The 22713-nt window shown below is 40.8% G+C and carries 25 protein-coding genes; 18 read left to right on the top strand and 7 right to left on the bottom strand.

Annotated elements, in window-relative coordinates:
• A partial coding sequence (locus tag G564_RS19175; RefSeq protein WP_037373928.1) for a hypothetical protein occupies positions 1-389 on the top strand: 389 nt, incomplete at its 5' end.
• Positions 390-445: 56 nt separating this feature from the next.
• Here G564_RS19175 and mazG read toward each other — a convergent pair.
• From mazG to ruvX, 5 genes are all read right to left on the bottom strand, one after another.
• A complete protein-coding gene (mazG, locus tag G564_RS0111610; RefSeq protein WP_029037811.1) occupies positions 446-1219 on the bottom strand; it encodes a nucleoside triphosphate pyrophosphohydrolase in 774 nt (257 codons plus the stop codon).
• Positions 1220-1304: 85 nt separating this feature from the next.
• Positions 1305-1766 carry a DUF5606 family protein gene (locus G564_RS0111615; protein ID WP_029037812.1) on the bottom strand — a complete coding sequence of 154 codons (462 nt, stop codon included), beginning with the start codon at positions 1764-1766 and terminating at the stop codon, positions 1305-1307.
• 55 nt (positions 1767-1821) lie between these two features.
• Positions 1822-2412 carry a peptide deformylase gene (gene def, locus G564_RS0111620; protein ID WP_029037813.1) on the bottom strand — a complete coding sequence of 197 codons (591 nt, stop codon included), beginning with the start codon at positions 2410-2412 and terminating at the stop codon, positions 1822-1824.
• A 55-nt stretch (positions 2413-2467) separates the two neighbouring features.
• Positions 2468-2848 carry a four helix bundle protein gene (locus tag G564_RS0111625; RefSeq protein WP_029037814.1) on the bottom strand — a complete coding sequence of 127 codons (381 nt, stop codon included), beginning with the start codon at positions 2846-2848 and terminating at the stop codon, positions 2468-2470.
• 63 nt (positions 2849-2911) lie between these two features.
• A complete protein-coding gene (ruvX, locus tag G564_RS0111630; protein ID WP_029037815.1) occupies positions 2912-3319 on the bottom strand; it encodes a Holliday junction resolvase RuvX in 408 nt (135 codons plus the stop codon).
• 107 nt (positions 3320-3426) lie between these two features.
• Here ruvX and G564_RS0111635 point away from each other — a divergent pair, with 107 nt between their 5' ends.
• The 5 genes from G564_RS0111635 to G564_RS0111655 are packed head-to-tail and all read left to right on the top strand — an operon-like array spanning position 3427 to position 7852.
• Entirely contained in the window at positions 3427-4131 is a 705-nt protein-coding gene (locus tag G564_RS0111635) for a hypothetical protein (RefSeq protein ID WP_156879222.1), read from the top strand.
• A 39-nt stretch (positions 4132-4170) separates the two neighbouring features.
• On the top strand, positions 4171-4986 hold the full coding sequence (locus tag G564_RS0111640) for a 2,3,4,5-tetrahydropyridine-2,6-dicarboxylate N-succinyltransferase (RefSeq protein WP_029037817.1): 816 nt from the start codon (positions 4171-4173) through the stop codon (positions 4984-4986).
• 56 nt (positions 4987-5042) lie between these two features.
• Positions 5043-6116, top strand: coding sequence for a glycosyltransferase family 9 protein (locus G564_RS0111645; RefSeq protein WP_029037818.1), 1074 nt, complete (start codon positions 5043-5045; stop codon positions 6114-6116).
• 3 nt (positions 6117-6119) lie between these two features.
• Complete coding sequence (locus G564_RS0111650) at positions 6120-6806, top strand: phosphocholine cytidylyltransferase family protein (protein WP_029037819.1); 687 nt, start codon at positions 6120-6122, stop codon at positions 6804-6806.
• Positions 6803-7852 (top strand): CDP-glycerol--glycerophosphate glycerophosphotransferase, encoded by a 1050-nt coding sequence (locus tag G564_RS0111655; protein WP_029037820.1) that lies wholly within the window; start codon positions 6803-6805, stop codon positions 7850-7852. Before G564_RS0111650 ends, G564_RS0111655 begins: the two co-directional genes overlap by 4 nt.
• 12 nt (positions 7853-7864) lie before the next feature.
• Here the strand turns inward: G564_RS0111655 and G564_RS0111660 are convergent, their stop codons facing one another.
• Positions 7865-8623 carry a lipopolysaccharide kinase InaA family protein gene (locus G564_RS0111660; RefSeq protein ID WP_029037821.1) on the bottom strand — a complete coding sequence of 253 codons (759 nt, stop codon included), beginning with the start codon at positions 8621-8623 and terminating at the stop codon, positions 7865-7867.
• 225 nt (positions 8624-8848) lie between these two features.
• Between G564_RS0111660 and G564_RS0111665 the strand changes: the two genes are divergently transcribed.
• The 8 genes from G564_RS0111665 to G564_RS0111700 all read left to right on the top strand — a co-directional run bounded on the left by G564_RS0111665 (position 8849) and on the right by G564_RS0111700 (position 16294).
• Positions 8849-9613, top strand: a complete 765-nt coding sequence (locus tag G564_RS0111665) for a DUF5672 family protein (RefSeq protein ID WP_029037822.1) — start codon at positions 8849-8851, stop codon at positions 9611-9613.
• A 2-nt stretch (positions 9614-9615) separates the two neighbouring features.
• On the top strand, positions 9616-10344 hold the full coding sequence (locus G564_RS19180) for a glycosyltransferase (protein WP_156879223.1): 729 nt from the start codon (positions 9616-9618) through the stop codon (positions 10342-10344).
• A gap of 38 nt (positions 10345-10382) precedes the next feature.
• Positions 10383-11489, top strand: coding sequence for a glycosyltransferase family 4 protein (locus tag G564_RS0111675; RefSeq protein ID WP_029037823.1), 1107 nt, complete (start codon positions 10383-10385; stop codon positions 11487-11489).
• Entirely contained in the window at positions 11473-12042 is a 570-nt protein-coding gene (locus G564_RS0111680; protein WP_029037824.1) for an L-threonylcarbamoyladenylate synthase, read from the top strand. Before G564_RS0111675 ends, G564_RS0111680 begins: the two co-directional genes overlap by 17 nt.
• A 105-nt stretch (positions 12043-12147) precedes the next feature.
• Entirely contained in the window at positions 12148-13572 is a 1425-nt protein-coding gene (locus tag G564_RS0111685) for a CCA tRNA nucleotidyltransferase (RefSeq protein WP_029037825.1), read from the top strand.
• A 28-nt stretch (positions 13573-13600) separates the two neighbouring features.
• Positions 13601-14614, top strand: coding sequence for a COX15/CtaA family protein (locus G564_RS0111690; protein ID WP_029037826.1), 1014 nt, complete (start codon positions 13601-13603; stop codon positions 14612-14614).
• 51 nt (positions 14615-14665) lie between these two features.
• Positions 14666-15175 carry an IS1096 element passenger TnpR family protein gene (locus G564_RS0111695; protein ID WP_029037827.1) on the top strand — a complete coding sequence of 170 codons (510 nt, stop codon included), beginning with the start codon at positions 14666-14668 and terminating at the stop codon, positions 15173-15175.
• 60 nt (positions 15176-15235) lie between these two features.
• A complete protein-coding gene (locus G564_RS0111700; RefSeq protein ID WP_029037828.1) occupies positions 15236-16294 on the top strand; it encodes a nucleoid-associated protein in 1059 nt (352 codons plus the stop codon).
• A gap of 114 nt (positions 16295-16408) precedes the next feature.
• On the opposite strand, the gene G564_RS0111705 is transcribed toward G564_RS0111700, so the two are convergent.
• Positions 16409-17470 carry a hypothetical protein gene (locus tag G564_RS0111705; protein WP_029037829.1) on the bottom strand — a complete coding sequence of 354 codons (1062 nt, stop codon included), beginning with the start codon at positions 17468-17470 and terminating at the stop codon, positions 16409-16411.
• A 90-nt stretch (positions 17471-17560) separates the two neighbouring features.
• On the opposite strand from G564_RS0111705, the gene G564_RS0111710 reads away from it, so the two are divergent.
• The 4 genes from G564_RS0111710 to G564_RS0111725 all read left to right on the top strand — a co-directional run bounded on the left by G564_RS0111710 (position 17561) and on the right by G564_RS0111725 (position 22691).
• Positions 17561-18463 (top strand): ABC transporter ATP-binding protein, encoded by a 903-nt coding sequence (locus G564_RS0111710; RefSeq protein WP_029037830.1) that lies wholly within the window; start codon positions 17561-17563, stop codon positions 18461-18463.
• Positions 18463-19299: an ABC transporter permease gene (locus G564_RS0111715; protein ID WP_029037831.1), complete on the top strand. Its 837-nt coding sequence runs from the start codon at positions 18463-18465 to the stop codon at positions 19297-19299. Before G564_RS0111710 ends, G564_RS0111715 begins: the two co-directional genes overlap by 1 nt.
• Positions 19300-19382: 83 nt before the next feature.
• Complete coding sequence (gene uvrB / locus G564_RS0111720; protein ID WP_029037832.1) at positions 19383-21386, top strand: excinuclease ABC subunit UvrB; 2004 nt, start codon at positions 19383-19385, stop codon at positions 21384-21386.
• Between the two features lie 93 nt (positions 21387-21479).
• Positions 21480-22691: a hypothetical protein gene (locus G564_RS0111725; RefSeq protein ID WP_245583689.1), complete on the top strand. Its 1212-nt coding sequence runs from the start codon at positions 21480-21482 to the stop codon at positions 22689-22691.
• Positions 22692-22713: the final 22 nt, after the last annotated feature.

Raw genomic sequence — 22713 nt, forward strand, 5'->3', positions numbered from 1 at the left:
GAATAAATAAAAACGGTAAAAGAAAGTACTTTACTCGAAATGCAGTAGAGTGCTACTTCCTCAGGAAAGCTATAAAAGAGATACCTGTGGAAGAAAAGCAGCGAAGAAACAATGTAGAAGCCACTATTTTTCAGTTTGTGGTAAACATCAGAAATAAAAAGACTAAATACCGTGGTCTTATTAAAAACCGGATGTGGGCCTTTGCCCGCGGAATGTGGATAAATCTAGTGAGGATAGCCAAAAATATGGAGAAAATGTGTCCATGGAGTCCGGGTAAAGGCCAAAACTCCGCATTTTCTGTGCTTTTTCACCTTTTAAACATCAAAGATTGTTTGATTTTCTCGTTTATCATAATGCAAATAAGAAACAACAATTTAATCGTCAAATAGTAGCCTCTCAGAGCTTTTCGAAATTAGGCTTTTTAGAGGTGACTCAATTTTGAATTCTAAATTCTTTTCGCTTCCTCCCAATAAACGTCCATTTCGGCCAGCGTCATGTCTTTAAGGCTTTTGTTTTGTTCTTTAGCCTTGCCTTCCAGGTATTGAAATCGTTTTATGAATTTTTTATTCGTCCTTTCCAGGGCATCCTCAGGATTCACTTTTAAGAAGCGGGCATAATTGATCATACTGAACATCACATCACCGAATTCCTCCTCGATCTTCTGGGAATTATCTGCTTCCACTTCATGCTGAAGTTCTTCCAGCTCTTCCCTGAGTTTTTCAAAAACCTGTTGTGGCTCCTCCCAATCGAAGCCCACACCGGCGACCTTATCCTGGATGCGGCTGGCTTTCACTAATGCCGGCAAAGAAGCCGGTACACCTTCAAGCACACTTTTCTTCCCTTCTTTAAGCTTGAGTTGTTCCCAGTTGCGTTTTACGTCTTCCTCATTATTAACCTTGGTGTCACTGTAGATATGTGGATGACGGCTAATCAGCTTTTCCGATATACTATTGGCAACATCTGCTATGTCAAAATCATTGGTTTCACTTCCTATTTTTGAATAGAAAACAATGTGAAGCAAAAGATCTCCCAGCTCCTTTTTAACTTCCTGCAGATCGTTGTCCAGGATGGCATCTCCCAATTCATATGTTTCTTCGATGGTAAGATGCCGCAGGGACTGTAATGTCTGCTTGCGGTCCCAGGGACATTGCTCCCTTAATTCATCCATGATGGTAAGCAGTCGGTCGAAAGCTTTTAGCTGTTCCTCTCGTGAATTCATAGGCTTTAGTTAAAGCAGGTAAGTTAGGTTTTAAGGAAACAAAAAACCAACTGAGAACAGTTGGTTTTTTGTTTATTTTTTGGGACTATTCTTCTTCGCCGCCGGTTTCTTTGGGTGTCTTTTCTTCTGAAGTTTCTTCTTCGGGAGTTGCATCTTCAGCTTTACTGAAATCGGTAATTCCTTTGCTCACCAGCAGGTTGTACCACTGAAAGATCTTTTTGATGTCGCTTGCATAAACACGGTCTTCATCATAATCCGGAAGCACCTCTCTGAAATATTCTTCCAGTTTGGCTTTGGATTCCTTATGACTGATGGCTTCCCCGCCGTTCTCCTTATCATAGATCTTCTGGAAAACCTCTCTCAGCGGCACCTCTTCCGTATATGTATATATGGCGATCTCGCTAAGCAGACTCACATTGTGACGCAAATTGACAGAGATCTTCTTTCCGTCTAACATAGATTCTGCAACAAATCCGCCACGGGTTTGAGCTTTAAGTTCATACAATCCCGGTTTTCCGGAGATGGACAAGACTTTATCTAACTTCATACTTTAAATTTTAGGAAGGCAAATATCTTACGTACTGCCAAGAAAACAAAACTTATTAACGGCCTTTTTTAAGTTCAGGAAACTTCATACGATATTCTACCTCGATCTTTCCTTTCGAGATGTTCGCCAGCTTCCCTTTTATCAGTCTTTTTTTAAGACTGCTCAGTTTATCGGTGAAAAGAATTCCTTCAATGTGATCGTATTCATGCTGGATCACACGAGCCGCTAAACCTTTGTACTCTTCAGTATGCTTGTTGAAATCCTCATCATAATATTCAATGGTTATTTCAGGTTTTCTGAAAACATCCTCACGAATATCCGGGATACTAAGGCAACCCTCATTGAATGCCCATTCATCACCCTTTTCTTCAAGGATCCTGGCATTGATAAAGGTCTTCTTGAGCCTGGCCAGCTCTTTCTTTTCCTCTTCAGAAAGCTCTTCATCTTCGGCAAAAGGAGAGGTATCTACCATAAAGATCCTAACGGGTAAACCAACCTGCGGCGCAGCAAGCCCCACCCCGTAAGCACCGTACATCGTCTCCCACATGTTATCTATCAGTTCTTTTAATTTTGGATAATCGGCAGAAATATCTTTAGCTTTTTTTCTTAATACCGGATCTCCGTATGCGACTATTGGTAAAACCATTTTTTAAAATGTATAATGTATATTGAATAATGTATAATGTAATTGTAACGTGCGACTATAAGTCTTCTTCCTCCCTGAACCTCAGTTGTGATTTTAATGCCGTCTTTCTTGAAGCTATGAATATTGAGGTTAACTCTCTTGCCTCCTGCAATACAGTTTCATAACTGACTTTCTTAAGAATATTTTCCTCTATCAGAAATTCAATCCAGAATATGCATTCATCAGCTTCTTCAATTACTATGCTCAATTTTGAGATGAATCCTTTTTTTGTCTGCCCCAGATTCGCAGCACGATAATTTGCAGCCACAGAAGTAGAAGCTCTTATCAATTGTTTCTGCGCATGCAACTCAAGAACTCCCTTTGGCAGAGATAATGCAAGCTTTACACAGCTGTGGGCAAAACTGTTTGAACGTTTTTTTAAATCTCTCTCCATCATTTCATATTCATCAATTCTTATTCCTTTTTCCCTCCCTGTTATTCCTTATTCCTTATCCCTTATTCATTTATAAAGATAGCTCTGCAGTATGATCGTTGCGCTAATTTCGTCCACGAGGGCTTTGTTCTTCCTTTGCTTTTTTTTGAGCCCGCTGTCGATCATGGATTGAAAGGCCATTTTTGAAGTAAATCGTTCGTCGACCCGTTCCAGCTTCATTTCGGGAAAGGTCACCGTAAATTTTTTCAGAAATTCCTGGATATTAACTTCACTCTGGGAGGCAGTGTTGTCCATTTGTTTTGGTTCGCCCAACAATACAAGCTCCACATTTTCTTCTGAAAAATATTTTTTCAGGAACGGTATGAGTTCCTTAGTGGAAACTGTAGTAAGTCCCGAAGCTATGATCTGCAGCTCATCTGTCACTGCAATCCCTGTACGTTTTGTTCCGTAATCTAATGCTAATATTCTTCCCATACTGTGTTGGCAAAGATAGTTTTATTAGCGGAAAACTGAAATTTGACAAAGGTTTGTCCGGTTTACAAAAAAATCCATCTGGAGTTCATCAATAAAATTGCCTTTCTTTGTACCTTACAATTACTACCATACTTATTAGCATGTTCCATATAAAACCGGGAAAAGTTTTTATAACTCTTCTTTCGATTATATTTTTTCTTCTACTTCTTAACATCGCGAGTTATTTAATTCTCTATTTCGAAAATGGTCATCCCGAAGATTTCTTTTTTAGAAAGACCAATTTCAACATGGAAAAAAATCTCCCTTCTATTTTTTCGGGCATCCTGCATTTTGCCTCCTCAATTCTACTTTTGCTCATTGGCCGAAAGGTGGTACGGAATAAATCTTTTTGGTTCTTCCTAAGTTTTCTTTTTCTTTTTACCGGTTTAGATGAAATTCTTCGTCTTCATGAAAAAATGGGTAAGTCAATTTCTCATACTATTGAGACCTCAAGTATATTTTTATTCTCCTGGGTTATTCCCTACGGAATAGCAGCGATTATTATTGCGGTAATCATCTTCAAACCCCTCTTTTCCCTGGATAAGGGAACAATCAGGAGTTTTCTTTTATCTGCACTGTTATTTTTATCCGGAGCTGTAGGAGTAGAAATGTTTACTGGCTGGTATATCGAATATTACCAACTCGACCTTACCCGCCTCCTGGTCATTCCCGATGCCTTTATACTTTCTACAATTGAAGAGCTGCTTGAAATGCTGGGCTTAAGCTATTTTATTTATTCACTTTTAGTGTTCAAAATGAAGCACAACATTTAACTTTGCCTTTTTCATCATTAAAGAAAATAAGAATAACAAATGCAGGATTTAAGAGAATTAATTGAGGAAGCCTGGGAAAACAGGGATTTTTTAAAGGAAGAGAAATTCACATCGGCAATTCGAGAGGTGGTTGACCTTCTGGATAGCGGAAAATTAAGAGTAGCCGAACCTGTAGCCGATGGCTGGCAGGTCAATGAGTGGGTGAAGAAAGCCGTGGTGCTTTATTTTCCAATTCAGAAAATGGAGACACTCGAGGCAGGGATATTCGAATATCATGATAAAATTCCGCTGAAAACCGGATATAAGGAAAAAGGGATCAGAGTGGTTCCCAACGCAGTTGCCCGTCATGGCGCTTATATTTCCAGCGGAGTCATTCTGATGCCAAGCTATGTGAATATTGGTGCATATGTCGATGAAGGAACCATGGTCGATACCTGGGCAACCGTTGGTAGCTGTGCTCAAATTGGTAAGAATGTTCACCTTAGTGGTGGTGTAGGTATTGGCGGTGTCTTGGAACCCCTGCAGGCTGCACCGGTGATCATTGAGGACAATGCTTTCCTTGGCTCCCGAAGCATAGTTGTGGAAGGAGTAAAAGTGGAAAAAGAAGCTGTTCTTGGAGCCAATGTTGTACTTACGGCTTCTACTAAGATCATTGACGTAACTGGTGACGAACCTGTTGAAATGAAAGGCATTGTTCCTGCCCGTTCGGTGGTAATTCCCGGGAGTTACACCAAGAAGTTTCCCGCCGGTGAATACCAGGTTCCATGTGCTTTAATCATTGGGAAAAGAAAGGAAAGTACCAATAAGAAAACTTCCTTAAATGAGGCTTTAAGAGAGCACAATGTGGCAATCTAATCCGTTAGGAAAGATCTAAATAAAAAGTCCTTTCCTTTCAGGAAGGCTTTCGGGATATGAAGATATTGGTAATTCAGCAGAAAATGATAGGGGATGTACTCACATCCTCTATACTCTTTGAAGCTCTAAAAGAGAAATTTCCTGCTGCACAAATGCACTTTCTTATTCACCGGCACACGGCTCCGGTAGTGGCCCATAATCCTTATATTGATGAATTTATACTCTTCGATCCAAAAGTGGATGAAAAGCCACTGAATTTTTTCAGGTTTTTACAAACAATAAAGAAGCAGCACTATGATATCGTGATCGATGTCTATTCAAAAATTAATACTGCTATCATCTCAGCCTGGTCCGGTGCCAGGATCCGCAGTTCCTACCATAAATGGTATACCCAAAAAGCCTACACCCACACTTTTCAAAACAAACAGCATTTGGACACTAACGCAGGTTTCGCCATTGAAAACCGGATGCAGCTGTTAAAAGCGATCTCTCCCGAATTCCCGGTGGAGATCAAGCCGAAAATATATCTGACTTCAGAAGAAACCGGGGCAGCTAAACAGCGCCTGCTGGCTGATGGGATCAATTTGGAAAAACCACTTTTTATGTGCGGAATCCTGGGAAGTTCAGAAGCCAAGACATATCCCCTGCCCTATATGGCAAAAATTCTGGATTTTGTAGTGAAGAAAACAGGGGCACAGTTACTCTTCAATTACATCCCAAAACAGGTAGAAGAAGCCGGAAAGCTGTATGACCTTTGCAAACCTGAAACTCAAAAACAGGTCTTTTTTGACATTTTTGGAACCTCTCTTCGGGACTTTATGTCCATCACTTCTCATTGTGACGGACTCCTGGGTAATGAGGGAGGAGCAGTAAATATGGCCAAGGCTTTGGATATTCCCACTTTTGCTATTTTTTCCCCACAAATAAAAAAGGAAAACTGGAGCTTGTACGAGAATGGTACGACTAATATTTCTGTGCATGTTGCAGACTTCAATTTTCAGGAATTAGAAGGGCACACAGGACGTGAGATTGCAAAAAATCCGGTACAATTTTATGAACTGCTGCCTCCAAACCTTATCTTCGCAAAGCTGGAGCATTTCATGAATGAAGCTTTAGCATCAAAAAATTAATACATGAAGATCATTATTCTTGCGGCAGGGATAGGTTCCCGCCTTGGCAATCCTTTCCCCAAACCCCTTACCCCTTTAAAAGACGGAAAAAGCATAATGGAACGACAGGTAGAAAGCCTTTCTGAAGCGTTTTCTGTACATGATATTTCCATAGTGGTAGGATTCAAGAAAGATCTCATAATGGAACGATTTCCCGATCTTACCTATATCTACAACCAGTATTTTGATGCAACAAATACCTCAAAAAGTCTTTTAAAGGCTCTAAAGAAAAATCAGAAGGAGGATGTACTTTGGTTGAATGGGGATGTGATCTATGAACCTGCAATTTTGGATGTTCTAAAGGAGGAAATCCGGCAAAAGAATTCCTTCGTATCAGTTAACACTAACAGGGTGGCTGAAGAAGAAGTGAAATACAGTCTTAAAAATGGAAGTATTCACGAACTTTCTAAAACCGTGGAAAATGGACTGGGAGAAGCAGTGGGCATCAATTATGTATCTCAGAATGATGTAGGCCTGTTAATAGAGCACCTTGAAAAATGCGGTGAGAATGACTACTTTGAGAGGGGAATCGAAACCGCAATTCAGGAATCGGGAATGAATGTTAAAGCTGTAGATATTTCTCAATTTCGCTGTATGGAAGTAGATTTCAAGGAAGACCTGGAAGCAGCTAATAAAATTTTTAAAGCATGAAATTCGTCTTGTTTTGCCAAAACCCTTACGCTTTTGGAATATTAGAACCTATCATGCAGGTTCTGAAAGATCAAAACGAGGAATATCTATGGTTTCTTACCGAAAGACTGAGAGGGAAATTCCCCTTTGAAAAGGAGCCTTACACTTATGATCTGGAAGAATTGGTGGCCTGGCAAAGCGACGTCATATTTTGTCCCGGAAATGAAGTTCCTCATTACCTGCGGGGTGTAAAGGTTCAGGTCTTTCACGGACTGGCAGGTGAAAAAAAAGGACATTTCAGGATAAGGCATTATTTCGACCTGTATCTTACCCAGGGTCCTTATTTCACCAGGAAATTCAGGCGCTCCAAACGCAGACATAAGAATTTTGAAGTAGTAGAGACCGGCTGGCCAAAACTCGATGTTTATGCCAATGATCGTAATAAGTATGATGCCGAAAAAGAAGCTTTGCTAAAAGAACATCATGCAGAAAATCTCATTTTATATGCTCCAACTTTTTCTCCTTCCCTAACCTCGGCCCCGCATTTACTGAAGGAAATAAAGGATCTTGCCAAAGATGAGAACTACCTTATCCAGGTCAAATTCCACGACCTCATGGCTCCTGAAGTCGTAGAAGATTACCGGAAACTTGCCGCTAATACGCCAAACATCCTTCTGGAAGAGGAACCGAATATTGTAAAATACCTGTTGATGGCAGATCTTATGATAAGCGACACCTCTTCTGTGGTCTATGAATTCCTGTTACTCGATAAACCAGTGATCACATTTAAAAGCAGTTCTGAAGTAAAGGTTTGGGACAATGCCACAGAATATACCGGACTTTCCAGAAAAGTAAGAAGAAACCTCGAACAGGATCCATTCCGGGACGAGCGAAAGGTGGTCATAGAAGAATATCATCCCTATGATGACGGCCGCAGTGCAGAAAGAATGGTGGCGGCTGTTAAAGATTATATTGAAGAAAACGGGGTTCCTGAAAGAAGAAAATTACCTTTCCTGAGAAAGCGCAAAATGAACAGGATGTTTCGCAGAAAGAGGTCCGGAAAATGACATTTTTGACACCTATTTTTTCCAGAATTTCACTTTTTTCTTAAGTGCTTTTTTCCGCTGAAAATCTCTTTGAAAATCACTGGTATAGCCCCACATTTTCTGAAAGACCAGTTCTTCGGGCATAGAAATTAATTTAGCATATTCAGATGCCATCACTTTCACCATATCCTTGCGTGGAGTAAGACGGGAGAAGTTTCTCATACGTTCCTCCAGTGAAAGCTTTTTAAAATTCATACGATTAAGATCAACCAGAAAGAATCTGTAATCTCCACTGTTAAGCTGTATAAGGGTATTGCCCGGAGAATGATCCAGAAATTCCACCCCTTCTTCATGCAGCCTGAAAGTAAACCTGGTAAATGCCCTGAGTATCTCCTCGTGGTGGGGATAGTCAGCCTGCTGCACCAGCTCCCGGTAAGTGAGATCATAACCTAATTGTTCACTGATATAATAACTCTTTCTAAATGTTGTGGCACCTGTTTCTTCAAGATAAGCGATCGGTCTCGGGGTTCCTATACCCTTTACAAGGAGTTTTTGCGCATAAGTGTAGGAACGTTCGGCCTTGGATCTCCTGAAAAACCGATATACAATCCGGTTGATCAAATTGGGCATCTTGAAGGCCTTAACATTAACGGTGATTCCCTGCAGTTCAAACAGCTTTATCTTGTTACGTTTCCCTGGTCCCAACAGGGTTCCCCCCTCTTCGAAATGCCTTACGAGTTCCAGGATCTCCTCTTTTGAGTTTTGGAAATTTTCTGAGATTACTATTTTCATTTTACTTCCGGATACTTTTTGCCTGAACCGTACTGCATATTGGTGGGGAAGAGAAAGCCATATCAAATTTGATGTTTTCCCACCAAAGTTCCTTTATAAGGTTGACCGGTTTGAAGCTTGTTTTTCCAGTTGGGAGTTGATGCATTTTGGTCCTGGTTAATTTCATTAGCGGGAATTCTTCCACAAATTTAATATTATATTTGTAACCTAATCATGAACAAGTAAATGCGCATTGCCGTTGTAATCCCCTGTTATAAAAATGAACTTAATGCACTTGAAGAACGTTCTCTCAATCAATGCCTCAAGGTTCTTAAGGATTACAAGGTGATATTTGCAATTCCTGAAGGTCTTGAAGTAAAGCAGAAGCCTTCTTTCATAAAGACAGAGGAGTTTGACAAAGAATATTTCAAAAATATTTCGGGCTATAATAAACTCATGCTGACCTCTGATTTTTATAAACGCTTTCTTGGTTACGACTATGTCCTGATCTATCAACTTGACGCTTTTGTTTTTAGGGATGAATTGAGATCCTGGTGTCAAAAGGGCTATGATTATATAGGTGCTCCCTGGATTGCCACAAGAAATCTCACCTCTTCTCTTCTAAGACCTTTTAAATCTAAAAGTCTGAAGAAAAGAGAGCCTATCTTTTATAAAGTAGGTAATGGTGGATTTTCACTCAGAAAAACAAAAGCCTTTTACGAAATTTCTGAAAAGCTGAAACAGGAAATAAAAGAGCAGCTTGATGAAAAGCAGGATGAGATCTATTCCATTGAAGATGTCTTCTGGTCTTTAAAGGTGCCTGAATTCTTTCCGGAATTCAAAATTCCGGGGTATGAGGAAGCAGTGGGTTTTGCCATAGATAGAAAGCCGGAATTAGCTTTGAAATTAAATAATAATCAGCTTCCTTTTGGATGTCACGGAATAGACAAACCCAAGGTTAAAAATTTCTGGGAACCAATAATTGAACGGGAATTCCGGAAAACAGATTAATCATGGCCACTCCTTTTAAAAATAAATTCAGGCGCTTTTTGGAATCGGCACTGGGGAAGGAACCCTCAGATTTTAAAAAGATTCCGATCATCATAAACAACTACAACAGGTTAACCACCTTAAAGCAATTGATCTCAGACCTGGAAAGCCGTGGTTATTACAACATCCACATCATTGATAATAACTCCGCTTATCCCCCACTTTTGGAATTCTATGAAACCTGTGAATATAAAGTTCACAGATTAAAGAAGAATATCGGCTTCAAGGCTTTGTGGAAAAGTGGATTATGGTATAAATTCATTAGAGGATATTATTGTTATACAGATTCAGATCTTTCCATAGTGCCGGAATGTCCCGATAATTTTTTGGAAGTCTTTTATAAGCTTCTCAAAAAATATCCTGAAGTTTTTAAAGTCGGTTTCTCCCTGAAAATTGATGATCTGCCAGATCATTATTACCGGAAGCAGGAAGTTTATGATTGGGAATCGAAATTCTATTTAAAAGAAAAGGAAGAAAATGTATTTATTGCCCCAATTGATACCACCTTTGCACTTTACAGACCCTTTGCACGAAGAGGCAAGCGCGATGGAAGTGACGAAATTTTAAGGATTGGTGCCCCTTTTGAATGCCGGCATCTCCCCTGGTATATTGATTCAAATGCACCTTCAGAAGAGGAGCTTTACTATATGAACTCTGTTCGGAAAATCACCCACTGGACGGGCAAAAGATAGAAAGATCTCAAATTTATTACCTGTTATAGATATTTAAAATGAAAATCCTTCATCTTTCTGCGGCGCAAAAATGGGGAGGTGGTGAAAACCATCTGGAGAACCTGTGCCATGAATTGAAAGAAGAGATAGAAAATACAGTCTTTTGTGTCGCCGGTGGGATGCTGCATGAAAGATTAAAAGAAAAAGAAGTGCGGGTTATCCCTGCGCCTCTTGCCAATAAAATGGATCCCCGGTTCTTTCTTAAACTCTCCAGGATCTGTAAAAAAGAGCAGTTTGATCTATTGCACATTCACGATAGCACGGCCCTGACGCTGGCGGTAATGGCTGATCATTTTACGGACCTCCCGACCTTTATCCTCAGCAAGAAAACTTCTTTCCCTATTCGGCCAAGACGGCGAACCTTATTCAAATACAATTATCCGAAGATCAGGAGCATTCTCTGTGTTTCAGAAGCGACAAAACAAATTAGCTCTAAAACCCTTAGCCGGAATGAACGACTTAAAGTGATCTACCACGGAACACGTTTGGATAACAAGTCTGAAAAATCGCCTTTTTCACTTAGGAATAGATATAATATTCCCAAGGAGGCAGTTCTAATTGGCAATATTGGCAATCACATTGAGGCTAAACATCTGGAAACCTTTATAAAAACCGCGCACCAGCTGGTTAATGTAAAACAGCGGAAAGATTTTTATTTTCTGCAAATAGGGAATTTCAGTAAAAGAACGGCAGCATTGTTAGAGATGGTTAAAGAATACAATCTGGAGAAGCATCTTTCCTTCACCGGCTATATTCCGGAGGCTTCAGCTTTTATTCCGCAGTTCGATATCATGCTTATCACTTCCGAAAATGAGGGAATTCCGCAGGTGATCTATGAATCCTTTTACTATAACATTCCTGTGGTGAGTACAAACGTAGGCGGAATTCCTGAAGTCATCGAAAATAAGATAAATGGATTATTAAGCGAAGCTTACGATCATAAAGGCATAGGCGAAAACCTGCTCTTTTTAATTGAAAATCCGCAGGTAATCCCGAACTTTGCAAAAATTTCCAGGGAAAAGCTATTTAAACATTTCACAAGCAAAATTATGGCAGAAAAAACCCTGAAAGAATATAAAAAAGCGACAAATGGTAGATATCACTGAAGAAGTAAATAATGCGTACGCTGCTCTAAAAAGAGGGGGAATAATCTTATATCCAACAGACACGGTTTGGGGAATTGGCTGTGATGCCACCAATGCCGACGCCATTGACAAAATATACGCACTAAAGAAGAGGAGCGAAGAAAAAGCTCTTATTTGCCTGGTTTCAGACTTTAAGATGCTCAACCAATTTGTAGAAGAAGTGCCCGAAGTAGCTTACGACATCCTGAAGTATGCTGCCAAGCCTACTACCATTATTTATGATAAACCTATTAGGGTGGCAGAAAATCTGGTAGGAAAGGATAATACTCTCGGCATCCGGGTGACCAAGGATGAATTTTGTCAAAGACTCCTCAAGAAATTGAAACGTCCTTTGGTCTCGACCTCTGCCAATATCAGCCTGGAACCTACTCCTGAATCTTTCGCCCAAATCTCTCCTCAAATTTTAAAAGGTGTGGACTATGTGGTAAATTTGCAACAGTCAATAAAAACCCCGAAACCTTCAGCTATTATTAAGCTAAGTAACGATGGGAAAGTTAAGGTGATTCGGAAATAAAAAATAAAATTAGACCTCACAGGTTTTGAAAACCTGTGAGGTCTTTAGTCGGGTTTTCAGTCAGAAGAAATTCGCATATTCATGGAAGAAAACACCCAATAAGAAATAATAAAAGTGAATAACTACAAACAGGCCCTCACCAATAACATCTTTAAAGTAATTTCTCTTGCGACAGAAGAACTGCAGCTGGAAAGCTATGTCATTGGCGGCTTTGTGCGGGATTATATACTTCAAAGAGGAGATCATAAAGACATAGATGTAGTGGCTGTTGGCAGCGGAATTGAACTGGCGAGAAAGGTTGCTGAGCTTTTACCCCATAAGCCTAAGGTGCAGGTTTTCAAAACCTATGGCACTGCCATGCTACGAGCTTATGACATGGAGGTGGAATTTGTTGGTGCCAGGAAAGAGAGTTATTCCGAAGAAAGCAGAAATCCTGCTGTAGAACAGGGAACTCTGGAAGACGATCAAAACCGGCGTGATTTCACCATTAATGCCCTGGCTTTAAGTTTAAATGAGGATACTTATGGAGACCTGCTCGATCCATTCAACGGTCTTCAGGATCTAAACACCGGACTCATTAGGACCCCGCTTGACCCGGATATCACCTATTCTGACGATCCTTTGCGAATGTTAAGGGCAATCAGGTTTGCTTCACAATTAGAGTTCCGAATTGAAAAGGATTCCCTGCAGGCAATAACCCGCAATAGAAACCGGATTAAAATTATTTCCCGGGAACGCATAGTGGATGAAATAAACAAGATCCTGTTGTCTAAAAAACCTTCGGTAGGATTCAGCCTTCTGCACAAAACCGGGATGCTTCGGCTTATCCTGCCGGAATTGACTGCTCTGGAAGGCATAGACGAAATTGAAGGTCAGCGACACAAGGACAATTTCTGGCACACGCTGGAAGTAGTTGATAATATCTCTGAAAATACAGATGATCTTTGGTTGCGCTGGGCTGCCCTGCTCCATGATATTGGAAAAGAACCAACCAAAAAATTTGATGAAAATATTGGCTGGACCTTCCATGGCCACGAATTTGTTGGTGCCAAAATGGTCTATAAGATCTTTAAGCGCCTCAAGATGCCACTGAACGAAAAGATGAAATTCGTTCAGAAGCTGGTGTACATGAGTTCCAGACCTATTGTGCTTTCCCAGGACGTTACAGATTCGGCCGTAAGACGGCTCATCTTTGATGCGGGTGACGACATTGAAGATCTCATGACCCTTTGCGAGGCGGATATTACAACAAAGAATCCCCGCAGATATAAAAAATACCACAACAACTTCCAGGTAGTTCGGCAAAAGATCAAAGAAGTTGAAGAACGGGACCATGTGCGGAATTTTCAACCTCCTGTTTCCGGAGAGGAGATAATGGATACTTTTAATCTGAAGCCATCCCGGGAGATAGGAATTATAAAAGATGCTATCAAAGAAGCTATTCTGGAGGGAGTGATCCCGAATGAATACGAGGCAGCAAGAGAATTCATGCTTCGAAAAGGAAAGGAGATTGGTTTAACTCCTCAATAAATTATGCTACACCTTCACATTTACCCCCATGAAAGACAATAAGAAAGTAGTGTACTGGCTGTATACCGGCTGTTTTTTAATATTTATTATGGTTGTGGTCGGGGGAATTACCCGCCTCACCAATTCCGGATTATCTATTTCAGATTACAAACTGATTACCGGCACCATTCCTCCTTTGACTGAGGAACAATGGATCGAAGAATTTGAATTCTATAAGCAATTTCCCGAATATCAGAAGTTGCATTACCACTTCACCCTGGAAGACTTTAAAGGTATTTATTTCTGGGAATGGCTTCACAGGGTTATTGGCCGACTTATAGGCCTGGTATTTATCATACCATTTCTCTACTTCCTTATTACCAAACAACTTACCAAACCTACTATTTATAAATCTCTGGTGCTGCTTTTCCTTGGCGGCTTTCAGGGTTTTCTGGGCTGGTACATGGTGAAGAGCGGTTTGGTTGACATGCCTGCAGTAAGTCACTACCGTCTTGCCGCACATCTTACCACAGCATTTATAACTTTTGCCTACTGCTTTTGGGTGGCAATGGACCTGGAATATCCCAAGAAAAAAGAGATCAATAAAAGCTTCAGAAATCTTGTTTGGGTAGGAATGATCGTTTTGATGTTGCAAATCATCTGGGGCGCTTTTGTCGCCGGACTTGACGCCGGCTGGATTCACAATTTCTGGCCTCAAATGACCGGAGGTGAATGGGTACATGAGACGGTATACATAGAGCAGGAGCCACTATGGAGAAATTTCATAGAAGGAAAAAGTGGAGTTCAGTTTGTACATCGTTATCTCGCATATGTGGTTGTAGCCATTATCCTTTACATGTGGTACAGGTCAAGAAACCTTCAGCTTACCCTTCCGCAGCAAAGAGGACTCCAATGGCTGGTGGGATTAGTGTTTCTTCAATTTATTTTAGGAGTGCTTACCCTTATCTATGCGGTGCCTTTATGGCTGGGAGTTGCACACCAGGTGGGGGCATTTTTCCTGCTTACAGCAATGACTTTTACCCTCCACAGATTTAGCAGATAAACTGGAATTGTCATCTAAAAATGTATCTTTGCAATCCAATTTTTTGAAGTTATGCTTTACAGATTCCGAATAATACTTGATGCCGAAGAAGATGTTTTCCGTGATATAGAGATCATGGCCGATGATACCCTTGAAGACCTGCACAACACTATCCTGCAGTCTTTTGGCTTTGACGGAACCGAAATGGCCTCTTTTTATATTTCTGATGATGACTGGAACCAGGGGGAAGAAATTTCTCAGTTTGATATAACCGAAGGTACAGGATCAGTAAGATTGATGAATGAGACCGCTATTGATGATGTCGTTTCTGAAAGTCAGACGAAATTAATTTACGTTTATGATTTCCTGAATATGTGGACCTTCCTTGTGGAGCTGGCCGAAGTTGCAGAACCCGAGCCGGGAATGGATTACCCGAATCTAATGTTCGTTCACGGACAGCTGCCACTCACCGCACCTGAAAAGGACTTCCAGGCAGAAACAGATGATTTGGGTCCAGAATTCGACGATGATTTCGACGTGGATGATTATGACGATCTTTCTTTCGACGAGAACTGGAACTAAGTCAAATTTCCCTACTTTTCGCTTTTAATTAATCCGGTAACTTAACCGCACCCTTTCAATATGATCAACCTATATAATGCTCACATTGAGTCGCTTTCTATTCACAGAGTTGGAAACAAAAGCCGCAATGAAAACATCTTTCTTTCTGCCCAGCCTTTCCAGCTGAATGATGAAATCACCCCGTTAATCAAGGAGTATTTTCTTAAACCTTTTCGGGACAAGGAGGAAAATTACTTTCAGTTTGCCAATGAGGTAGATGTGGAATTCAATCCTCTTTACGAGATCGCCAACAAGATCTTTGACAACCCACAGAACATTCATGAGCAATCAAAGAAGATCACTACGCTCCTTTTTGAACAATCTGCACATCCACACATCAAAAGCGGGGAAGTGTATGTTGTTTACTTTGACAACATGATGCTGGACAATGAGAAGACCAATGCCATTGGGATCTTTAAATCTGAACTAAAGCATGATTTCCTTCAATTCAGGGAAAAGGAAAGTATTCTGGAAATGATCATTCAGCAGGGAATCAACCTCAATAAATTAGATAAAGGGGCAATCATCTTTAATAAGAATCGTGAAGAAGGCTACAAGATCCTTTCTGTAGATTCCAATAAATACGACACAAAATACTGGCTGGAGAATTTCCTGGGAGTTGATGTTTTGGCCGATGAGAATTTCCACACCAAAAAATACCTGAAGTTTTGCCAGAACTTCGCCAAAGATGTGGTTCTTCCTGCGGAAGACAAGAAAGAAGAAGTTATGTTCATGAACAGAAGTGTGGATTATTTTGCCAAGAACGACGATTTCGAAGAAAGTGCTTTTTTAAATTCGGTAATTGACAATCCTAATCTTATTCCGGAATTCCAGAACTATAAAACTGAAAAAGCTCCTAAATATAAGATCGAAGATCTAACGAGCTTTCCTATTTCAAACACTGCGGTAACTGCAGCCAGAAAATCAATTAAGAACACTATCAACCTCGACACCAACATCCAGATCAAAATGGATTTCATCAATCCTGAGTCGGCTGCAAAATTTGTGGAAAAAGGCTGGGATGAGGAAAAGCAGATGTACTATTACCTGGTGTACTTTAATAAGGAACAAAAAAGCTAACGCTAACGCTGGTTCAAAGTTTAATGTTCAAGGTTTAAAGCCAAAAAGGAGCCTCAAAAATGACCTTTTTGAGGCTCCTTCTTTATTATTCCTTATTCCTTACACCTTATTCATTTATATAAGTCTTTTCATATTCACGTCCTCATAATTCCGCTTTACAAATTCCAGAGCTGTTCGCAGGATCTGTCCCATAGAGCGGGCTCTTTTGAATTTCATGTCATTGGAGAATTCATAAAGTTCCTTCCTTAATTGCCTCACATTATTCTCATTGGAAATCTGGTCATTAAGAATACATCGCATAAGTTCCTTATAGCGTGATTGGGCATTAATGATCCTTTTCGCCAACAGGGATCGTTCTTCCCTGCGATATTGCTCAATGGAAGACTCCTGCAGTTTTTCGGCAACCAACTGTACCATTTTATAGTTCTCCTTAAAGAACTGAGGGCGGTACACCTTCAGATTTCCCTCAAAACACTGCTGATCGAAATCTATTGCTCTTATCTGGTATTCCACATGGTCGAAATCGTGCGTAGGAATGATGACGTAGTTATAAGAACGCATATCACCTAATAACCGGATAGTGCAGCGTTCATTGAATTTTACAAACTGTTTCGCGATTTGCGTCTTTGCCCGGTTATCGCATAAAGGCAATTCATCATCTATAAATACATCACCCGGAATGCCGGCGATATGTTCTTCAATTAGCGTGTCACGGTAAACCAGGAAATTGATCCTGTGCGGAGAAAGTATATGTTCGAACTCCAGACCATAGATTCGGGAAGCATCTGCTTTCTTCACATAAAAGTAGGTGAAACTATCATTCAGAATGTTCCGGATCTTTATCCTAAAAGGTTTGGAGTTTCCGAAGGTACAGTAGTCAATGGCATCAACATTAAGGAATTCCAGAGAATCATCACTTCCGTCGGAATGCAGGATGGTATAAACCTGTTTCAGGCTGTTATCAATATCATCCCTTTCATAATCTGGATAATAACATCTTACCCAATAGGTGTCCTCTTCATGCTGATCATAGACCACGATAGAACCTGAAAACCTCAGCAGGTCATCATAAAAAACAGGAATTTTTGTGTTGCGATTATATTTTGCAAGGTATTTATGAAAGCGTTCATTAACCGGAAAAGACGGTTTCTTTTTTGACATTAATTTTTCCTGCATACCTTGATTTTCCTCAAAAATAAGACTTCTTTTTATTTCGGCCTGTAACAAAACGTTAACTTAGGCGTCGTATGTTAAAACCGGTTAATTTTGAATACGATACTTCGTTTAAATAATCTCACCAAAAAGTTTGGTCCTGTCACCGCAGTCAAAGACCTCTCTTTTTCTATAGAAAAAGGAAATGTTTACGGTATCCTGGGTCCTAACGGCAGTGGTAAATCCACCACCCTAGGAATTGTTCTCAATGTAGTGAATAAGACCAGTGGAGACTTCCAGTGGTTTGACGGGACACAAAGTACTCATGAAGCATTGAAAAAAGTAGGCGCCATAATAGAGCGTCCTAACTTTTATCCTTACATGACCGCAGCCCAGAACCTTAAGCTTGTTTGCAAGATCAAAAATGTATCACCAGATAAGATTGATGAAAAACTGGACCTTGTAGGTCTACTGGACAGGAAGGATAGCAAATTTCGGACTTTCTCCTTAGGTATGAAACAGCGGCTGGCGATAGGTTCGGCCCTGCTAAACGATCCCGAAATCCTCATTTTGGACGAACCAACCAATGGTCTGGATCCACAGGGAATTCACCAGATCAGGGAGATTATCACCAGGATCGCGGCAGATGGAACAACTATTCTGCTGGCTTCTCACCTGCTGGATGAAGTGGAAAAAGTATGCACACATGTAGTGATCATTAGAAAAGGAGAAAAATTGTATAGCGGCCCCGTAGATCAAATGAATGCAAGCTTCGGATTCTTCGAATTAAAGGCTGCCAATGAAGAAAAACTCCTGGCACTTTTGCATGCTCATCCCGCATTTGGAAAGGTGATTCAAAAAGGGGAAATAATCACTGCTTTTTTGGAAGAACCCCTCGAGCCTGAAGCTCTTAATACTTACCTCTTCGAAAAGGGTCTTACGCTGTCCCAGCTAGTGAAGCGCAAAGAAAGCCTTGAGGAACAATTTTTACTGCTAACCAACGAAATGTCTGTCTAATGCTACGTCTACTAAATATCGAATACCACAAACTGCGATACAGCAAATCCTCGAAGGTCCTGATAGCAACTTATTTCATCCTTATCACTTTTATTGCACTGATTGCTTCCATAGAATTTAAATTTGGAGGAGTTCAGTTTCGCGTAGCAGACCAGGGAATATTCAATTTCCCTTACATCTGGCATTTTAACAGCTATATTGCTGCAATTCTCAAATTATTCCTTGCCATTGTCATCGTCTCGATGGTGTCGAATGAATATAGCAACCGCACGATAAAACAAAATCTCATCGACGGACTTAGTAAAAAAGAATTTATTTTTTCCAAATTCCTTACCGTTGTTTCCTTTGCTTTCTTTTCCACGATTTTCCTGTTTGTTGTTTCTTTGATCCTCGGACTTTCTTTTTCAGATTATACAGAATTCTCTATTATTTTTTCTGATCTTGAATACCTGCTGGCTTATTTTATTAAACTTACCGGATTCTTTGCCTTTTGTATGTTTCTGGGAATTTTGGTGAAACGGTCTGCATTCGCCCTCGGCTTTCTTTTTGTTTGGTGGATCCTGGAAAGCATAGCAAGGGGAGTTATGGAATACAAACTCTTTAGAGATTCCAACATTGCAGAAAATATAGCACAATTTTTCCCGCTGGAGTCCATGAGTCTATTGGTTAAGGAACCATTTTCGCGTCTCAACATCATCCAGTCTGCAGCTACACAACTGGGATCTGAATTTTCCAAGGATTACGGGGTTTATTGGTACCAGCTATTAATTGTGATGGCATGGATAGCCATTTTTGTGTACCTCTCCTATTTCCTTCTTAAAAAACGCGATCTGTAAGAACTCTGATCAGTTTTTTTGAAGTCGGCATAATTTGCCGAAAACCATAGAATTAGCTACTTTTGCAGGTCAGAAAAAAAGCTATGAAATTCACAGTAAAATCTGATTTTAAACCTACCGGAGATCAGCCTCAGGCTATAGATCAGCTGGTAAAGGGAATCAGAAATAATGACCGGTACCAAACCCTGCTCGGGGTTACGGGATCGGGAAAAACCTTTACGGTAGCCAATGTGATCGAAGAGGTGCAGAAACCTACTCTTGTCCTGGCTCACAATAAAACACTTGCCGCCCAGCTCTATTCGGAATTTAAGCAGTTCTTTCCGGATAATGCGGTGGAGTACTTCGTGAGTTACTACGATTATTATCAGCCGGAAGCTTTTATTCCAACTTCAGGAACATATATAGAAAAGGATTTGTCTATAAACGAAGAGCTGGAAAAGTTGAGGTTAAGCACCACCTCTTCCCTACTCTCGGGTAGAAGGGATATTATTGTGGTGGCTTCCGTTTCCTGTTTGTACGGTATTGGGAATCCGGTCGAATTTAAGAAGAATGTGGTTTCCATCCAGAAGGATATGGTCATCTCCCGCACCCAGCTGCTTCACAGGTTGGTGCAGAGTTTATATTCCCGGACCGAGGCCGAGTTCAGCCACGGAAACTTCCGCATTAAAGGGGATACAGTGGATATTTACCCGAGTTATGCCGATAATGCATACAGAGTTCACTTTTTTGGAGATGAGATCGAAGAGATAGAAGCCTTTGATCCCGCTACAAATGAAGTTATAGAAAAATACGACCGCCTGAATATCTATCCGGCAAACATGTTTGTTACTTCTCCGGATGTGTTGCAGGGAGCTATAAGGGAAATACAGGATGATCTCGTAAAGCAGGTAGATTATTTTCAGGATATAGGAAAACACCTGGAAGCGAAACGCCTGGATGAGCGCACAAATTTTGACCTTGAAATGATTCGGGAGCTGGGTTATTGCTCCGGAATTGAAAATTATTCCCGTTATCTTGACGGCCGGCTTCCGGGAACCAGGCCTTTCTGCCTGCTGGATTATTTTCCGGATGATTATCTAATGGTAGTGGATGAAAGTCATGTGACCATTCCGCAGGTACATGCCATGTATGGTGGGGACCGCTCGCGGAAAGAAACTTTGGTAGAATATGGCTTCAGGCTTCCGGCAGCTATGGACAACCGACCCTTAAAGTTTGAGGAATTTGAAGCACTTCAGAATCAGGTGATCTACGTAAGTGCTACCCCGGCAGATTATGAACTTCAGAAGACAGAAGGCTTGTATATCGAGCAGGTTATTCGTCCCACAGGCTTACTTGATCCGGTTATTGAGGTGAGACCCAGTCTTAACCAGATCGATGATCTCATTGAAGAAATGCAGCAGCGCATCGATAAGGACCAACGAATCCTGGTGACCACTTTAACCAAAAGGATGGCAGAGGAGCTTACAAAATACCTTACCAGAATAGATATTCGCTGCCGCTACATCCACAGTGACGTGGATACATTGGAACGGGTGGAGATCATGCAGGACCTTCGAAAAGGTCTTTTTGACGTACTGGTGGGTGTTAACCTATTGAGGGAAGGACTCGATCTACCAGAAGTTTCTTTAGTTGCCATTCTCGATGCCGACAAAGAAGGATTTTTGAGAAGTAACCGTTCCCTGACCCAGACGATTGGTAGGGCCGCCCGCCACCTGGAAGGAAAGGCCATTATGTATGCCGATAAGATCACAGACAGTATGCAGAAGACCATTGACGAAACAGAGTACAGGAGAGAAAAGCAACTGAAGTATAACGAAGTTAACAACATCACTCCTACTGCCCTAAAAAAATCATTCGAGAACATGCTGGTGCGCAAAAAACCGGAGCCATACACCTACGAAGTAGCGCCTGATCTAAAAGCTGCTGAAGCTGAAACCGAATACTTCAGTAAACCTCAGCTCGAAAAGCGAATAAGAGAAAAGCGAAAAGCTATGGAAGCGGCTGCAAAAGAGCTGGATTTTATGACCGCGGCCAAATTGCGTGATGAAATAAAGATGCTGCAGGAAAGGGTCAAGGAAGCTTCTTAAAGTGTTAAAATTTACATAGGAGACTGTACATCAGCAGGATAAATTATCTATATTTATTCAAATTCATCAGTGCCCTCCCCTAAATTTTAAAATGTGAATAAGCTTCTCATAACCGGGACAATGATTGTTTTTGTCATAACGACAACCTTCGGGCAAGTTGGAATTAATACCACAGATCCAAAGGCCCAGCTGGATGTCAACATTATAAATCCTGCGGCACCGGAACCCACAGATGGCATCCTTATTCCCCGGATTTTAAATTTTCCTGTCGCCAATCCCGGTGTTGATCAACATGGAATGCTGGTTTTCCTTACCTCTCAAAAAGGGGATTTTTCACCCGGATTTTACTGGTGGAATTCTTCTACTCAATCCTGGGACGGTTTGGGAGGCAAAGCTGCATCTGACTTTTATAAAGTTGGAACCACAGCACCGGCAGGTAATACTGAGGATATCATCTTCCGCCGGGGGAATGTTAATATTGGAGGTTCCTCTTCAAATGTTAAGCTAAAAGTAATGATTGATGGACAGGAAGAGCACACTACCCGTACCGGACTGGAAGTTGTGAATTCAAGTTCCACTACCAAAAATGTCACCTATGGAATTTTAAGTAGTAACAATACAGCTACGGCAGATAAAAAATACGGCATAAAAAATTCCGTCAGTGCCCACGGCACAGGAATACACTACGGTATTTTTAATGAAGTGAACCAAAACACCAATGAAGAGATCTATGGGATTTATAATGACGTAGGAAAGACCTTTGGCTCTACTAAAAATCATTATGGAATTTACAACGAAATAGGTACGACAGCAGGGACCGGTTTTGTCTATGGGATTTACAGCACGGCATTGGGAAATGATCCAAAAAAGGTATTTGCCGGCTACTTTGCAGGTAGAGTAGGAATTGGAACTGCCGGTAATGATTACATTCTGCCGGCCACCCGGGGAACTGCAGACCAGGTACTGGTAACAGATGCAGCAGGTATTGTGAACTGGAAATATCCGAATTTTCAGACCTACTCCTCCACCACTTCCTCTACCGGCGCATTTCCTATTGCCGATGACACCTATACTTTGCGAATAAATAACCAGGTGAGCAGCATTATTCTCCCTGATGCCGCTACTAACAAAGGAAGAATTCTTTATCTCATCAATTGGCCCGGAAACTCCGTAAAGACCTTAGAATTCCTGAACAATAATGACCTTTTTGATATTACAACAAATTCCACCGTTACAGAAATCAATCCCGGAACCAAGTATCTTATTCAAAGTGCCGGAAACAGATGGATCCTGCTGGATAAATAAAAGGGTAAAAAAATGGTATTTT

Origin of the sequence: Salinimicrobium xinjiangense DSM 19287 (assembly GCF_000423585.1) — a bacterium.
GTDB classification, from domain to species: Bacteria; Bacteroidota; Bacteroidia; order Flavobacteriales; family Flavobacteriaceae; genus Salinimicrobium; species Salinimicrobium xinjiangense.

Excerpts from the sequence above, each read along its gene's own strand:
- mazG (WP_029037811.1), bottom strand. The coding sequence starts at position 1,219 with ATGAATTCACGAGAGGAACAGCTAAAAGCTTTCGACCGACTGCTTACC.
- G564_RS0111615 (WP_029037812.1), bottom strand. The coding sequence starts at position 1,766 with ATGAAGTTAGATAAAGTCTTGTCCATCTCCGGAAAACCGGGATTGTAT.
- def (WP_029037813.1), bottom strand. The coding sequence starts at position 2,412 with ATGGTTTTACCAATAGTCGCATACGGAGATCCGGTATTAAGAAAAAAA.
- G564_RS0111625 (WP_029037814.1), bottom strand. The coding sequence starts at position 2,848 with ATGATGGAGAGAGATTTAAAAAAACGTTCAAACAGTTTTGCCCACAGC.
- ruvX (WP_029037815.1), bottom strand. The coding sequence starts at position 3,319 with ATGGGAAGAATATTAGCATTAGATTACGGAACAAAACGTACAGGGATT.
- G564_RS0111640 (WP_029037817.1), top strand. The coding sequence starts at position 4,171 with ATGCAGGATTTAAGAGAATTAATTGAGGAAGCCTGGGAAAACAGGGAT.
- G564_RS0111645 (WP_029037818.1), top strand. The coding sequence starts at position 5,043 with ATGAAGATATTGGTAATTCAGCAGAAAATGATAGGGGATGTACTCACA.
- G564_RS0111650 (WP_029037819.1), top strand. The coding sequence starts at position 6,120 with ATGAAGATCATTATTCTTGCGGCAGGGATAGGTTCCCGCCTTGGCAAT.
- G564_RS0111655 (WP_029037820.1), top strand. The coding sequence starts at position 6,803 with ATGAAATTCGTCTTGTTTTGCCAAAACCCTTACGCTTTTGGAATATTA.
- G564_RS0111660 (WP_029037821.1), bottom strand. The coding sequence starts at position 8,623 with ATGAAAATAGTAATCTCAGAAAATTTCCAAAACTCAAAAGAGGAGATC.
- G564_RS0111665 (WP_029037822.1), top strand. The coding sequence starts at position 8,849 with ATGCGCATTGCCGTTGTAATCCCCTGTTATAAAAATGAACTTAATGCA.
- G564_RS19180 (WP_156879223.1), top strand. The coding sequence starts at position 9,616 with ATGGCCACTCCTTTTAAAAATAAATTCAGGCGCTTTTTGGAATCGGCA.
- G564_RS0111675 (WP_029037823.1), top strand. The coding sequence starts at position 10,383 with ATGAAAATCCTTCATCTTTCTGCGGCGCAAAAATGGGGAGGTGGTGAA.
- G564_RS0111680 (WP_029037824.1), top strand. The coding sequence starts at position 11,473 with ATGGTAGATATCACTGAAGAAGTAAATAATGCGTACGCTGCTCTAAAA.
- G564_RS0111690 (WP_029037826.1), top strand. The coding sequence starts at position 13,601 with ATGAAAGACAATAAGAAAGTAGTGTACTGGCTGTATACCGGCTGTTTT.
- G564_RS0111695 (WP_029037827.1), top strand. The coding sequence starts at position 14,666 with ATGCTTTACAGATTCCGAATAATACTTGATGCCGAAGAAGATGTTTTC.
- G564_RS0111700 (WP_029037828.1), top strand. The coding sequence starts at position 15,236 with ATGATCAACCTATATAATGCTCACATTGAGTCGCTTTCTATTCACAGA.
- G564_RS0111705 (WP_029037829.1), bottom strand. The coding sequence starts at position 17,470 with ATGCAGGAAAAATTAATGTCAAAAAAGAAACCGTCTTTTCCGGTTAAT.
- G564_RS0111715 (WP_029037831.1), top strand. The coding sequence starts at position 18,463 with ATGCTACGTCTACTAAATATCGAATACCACAAACTGCGATACAGCAAA.
- uvrB (WP_029037832.1), top strand. The coding sequence starts at position 19,383 with ATGAAATTCACAGTAAAATCTGATTTTAAACCTACCGGAGATCAGCCT.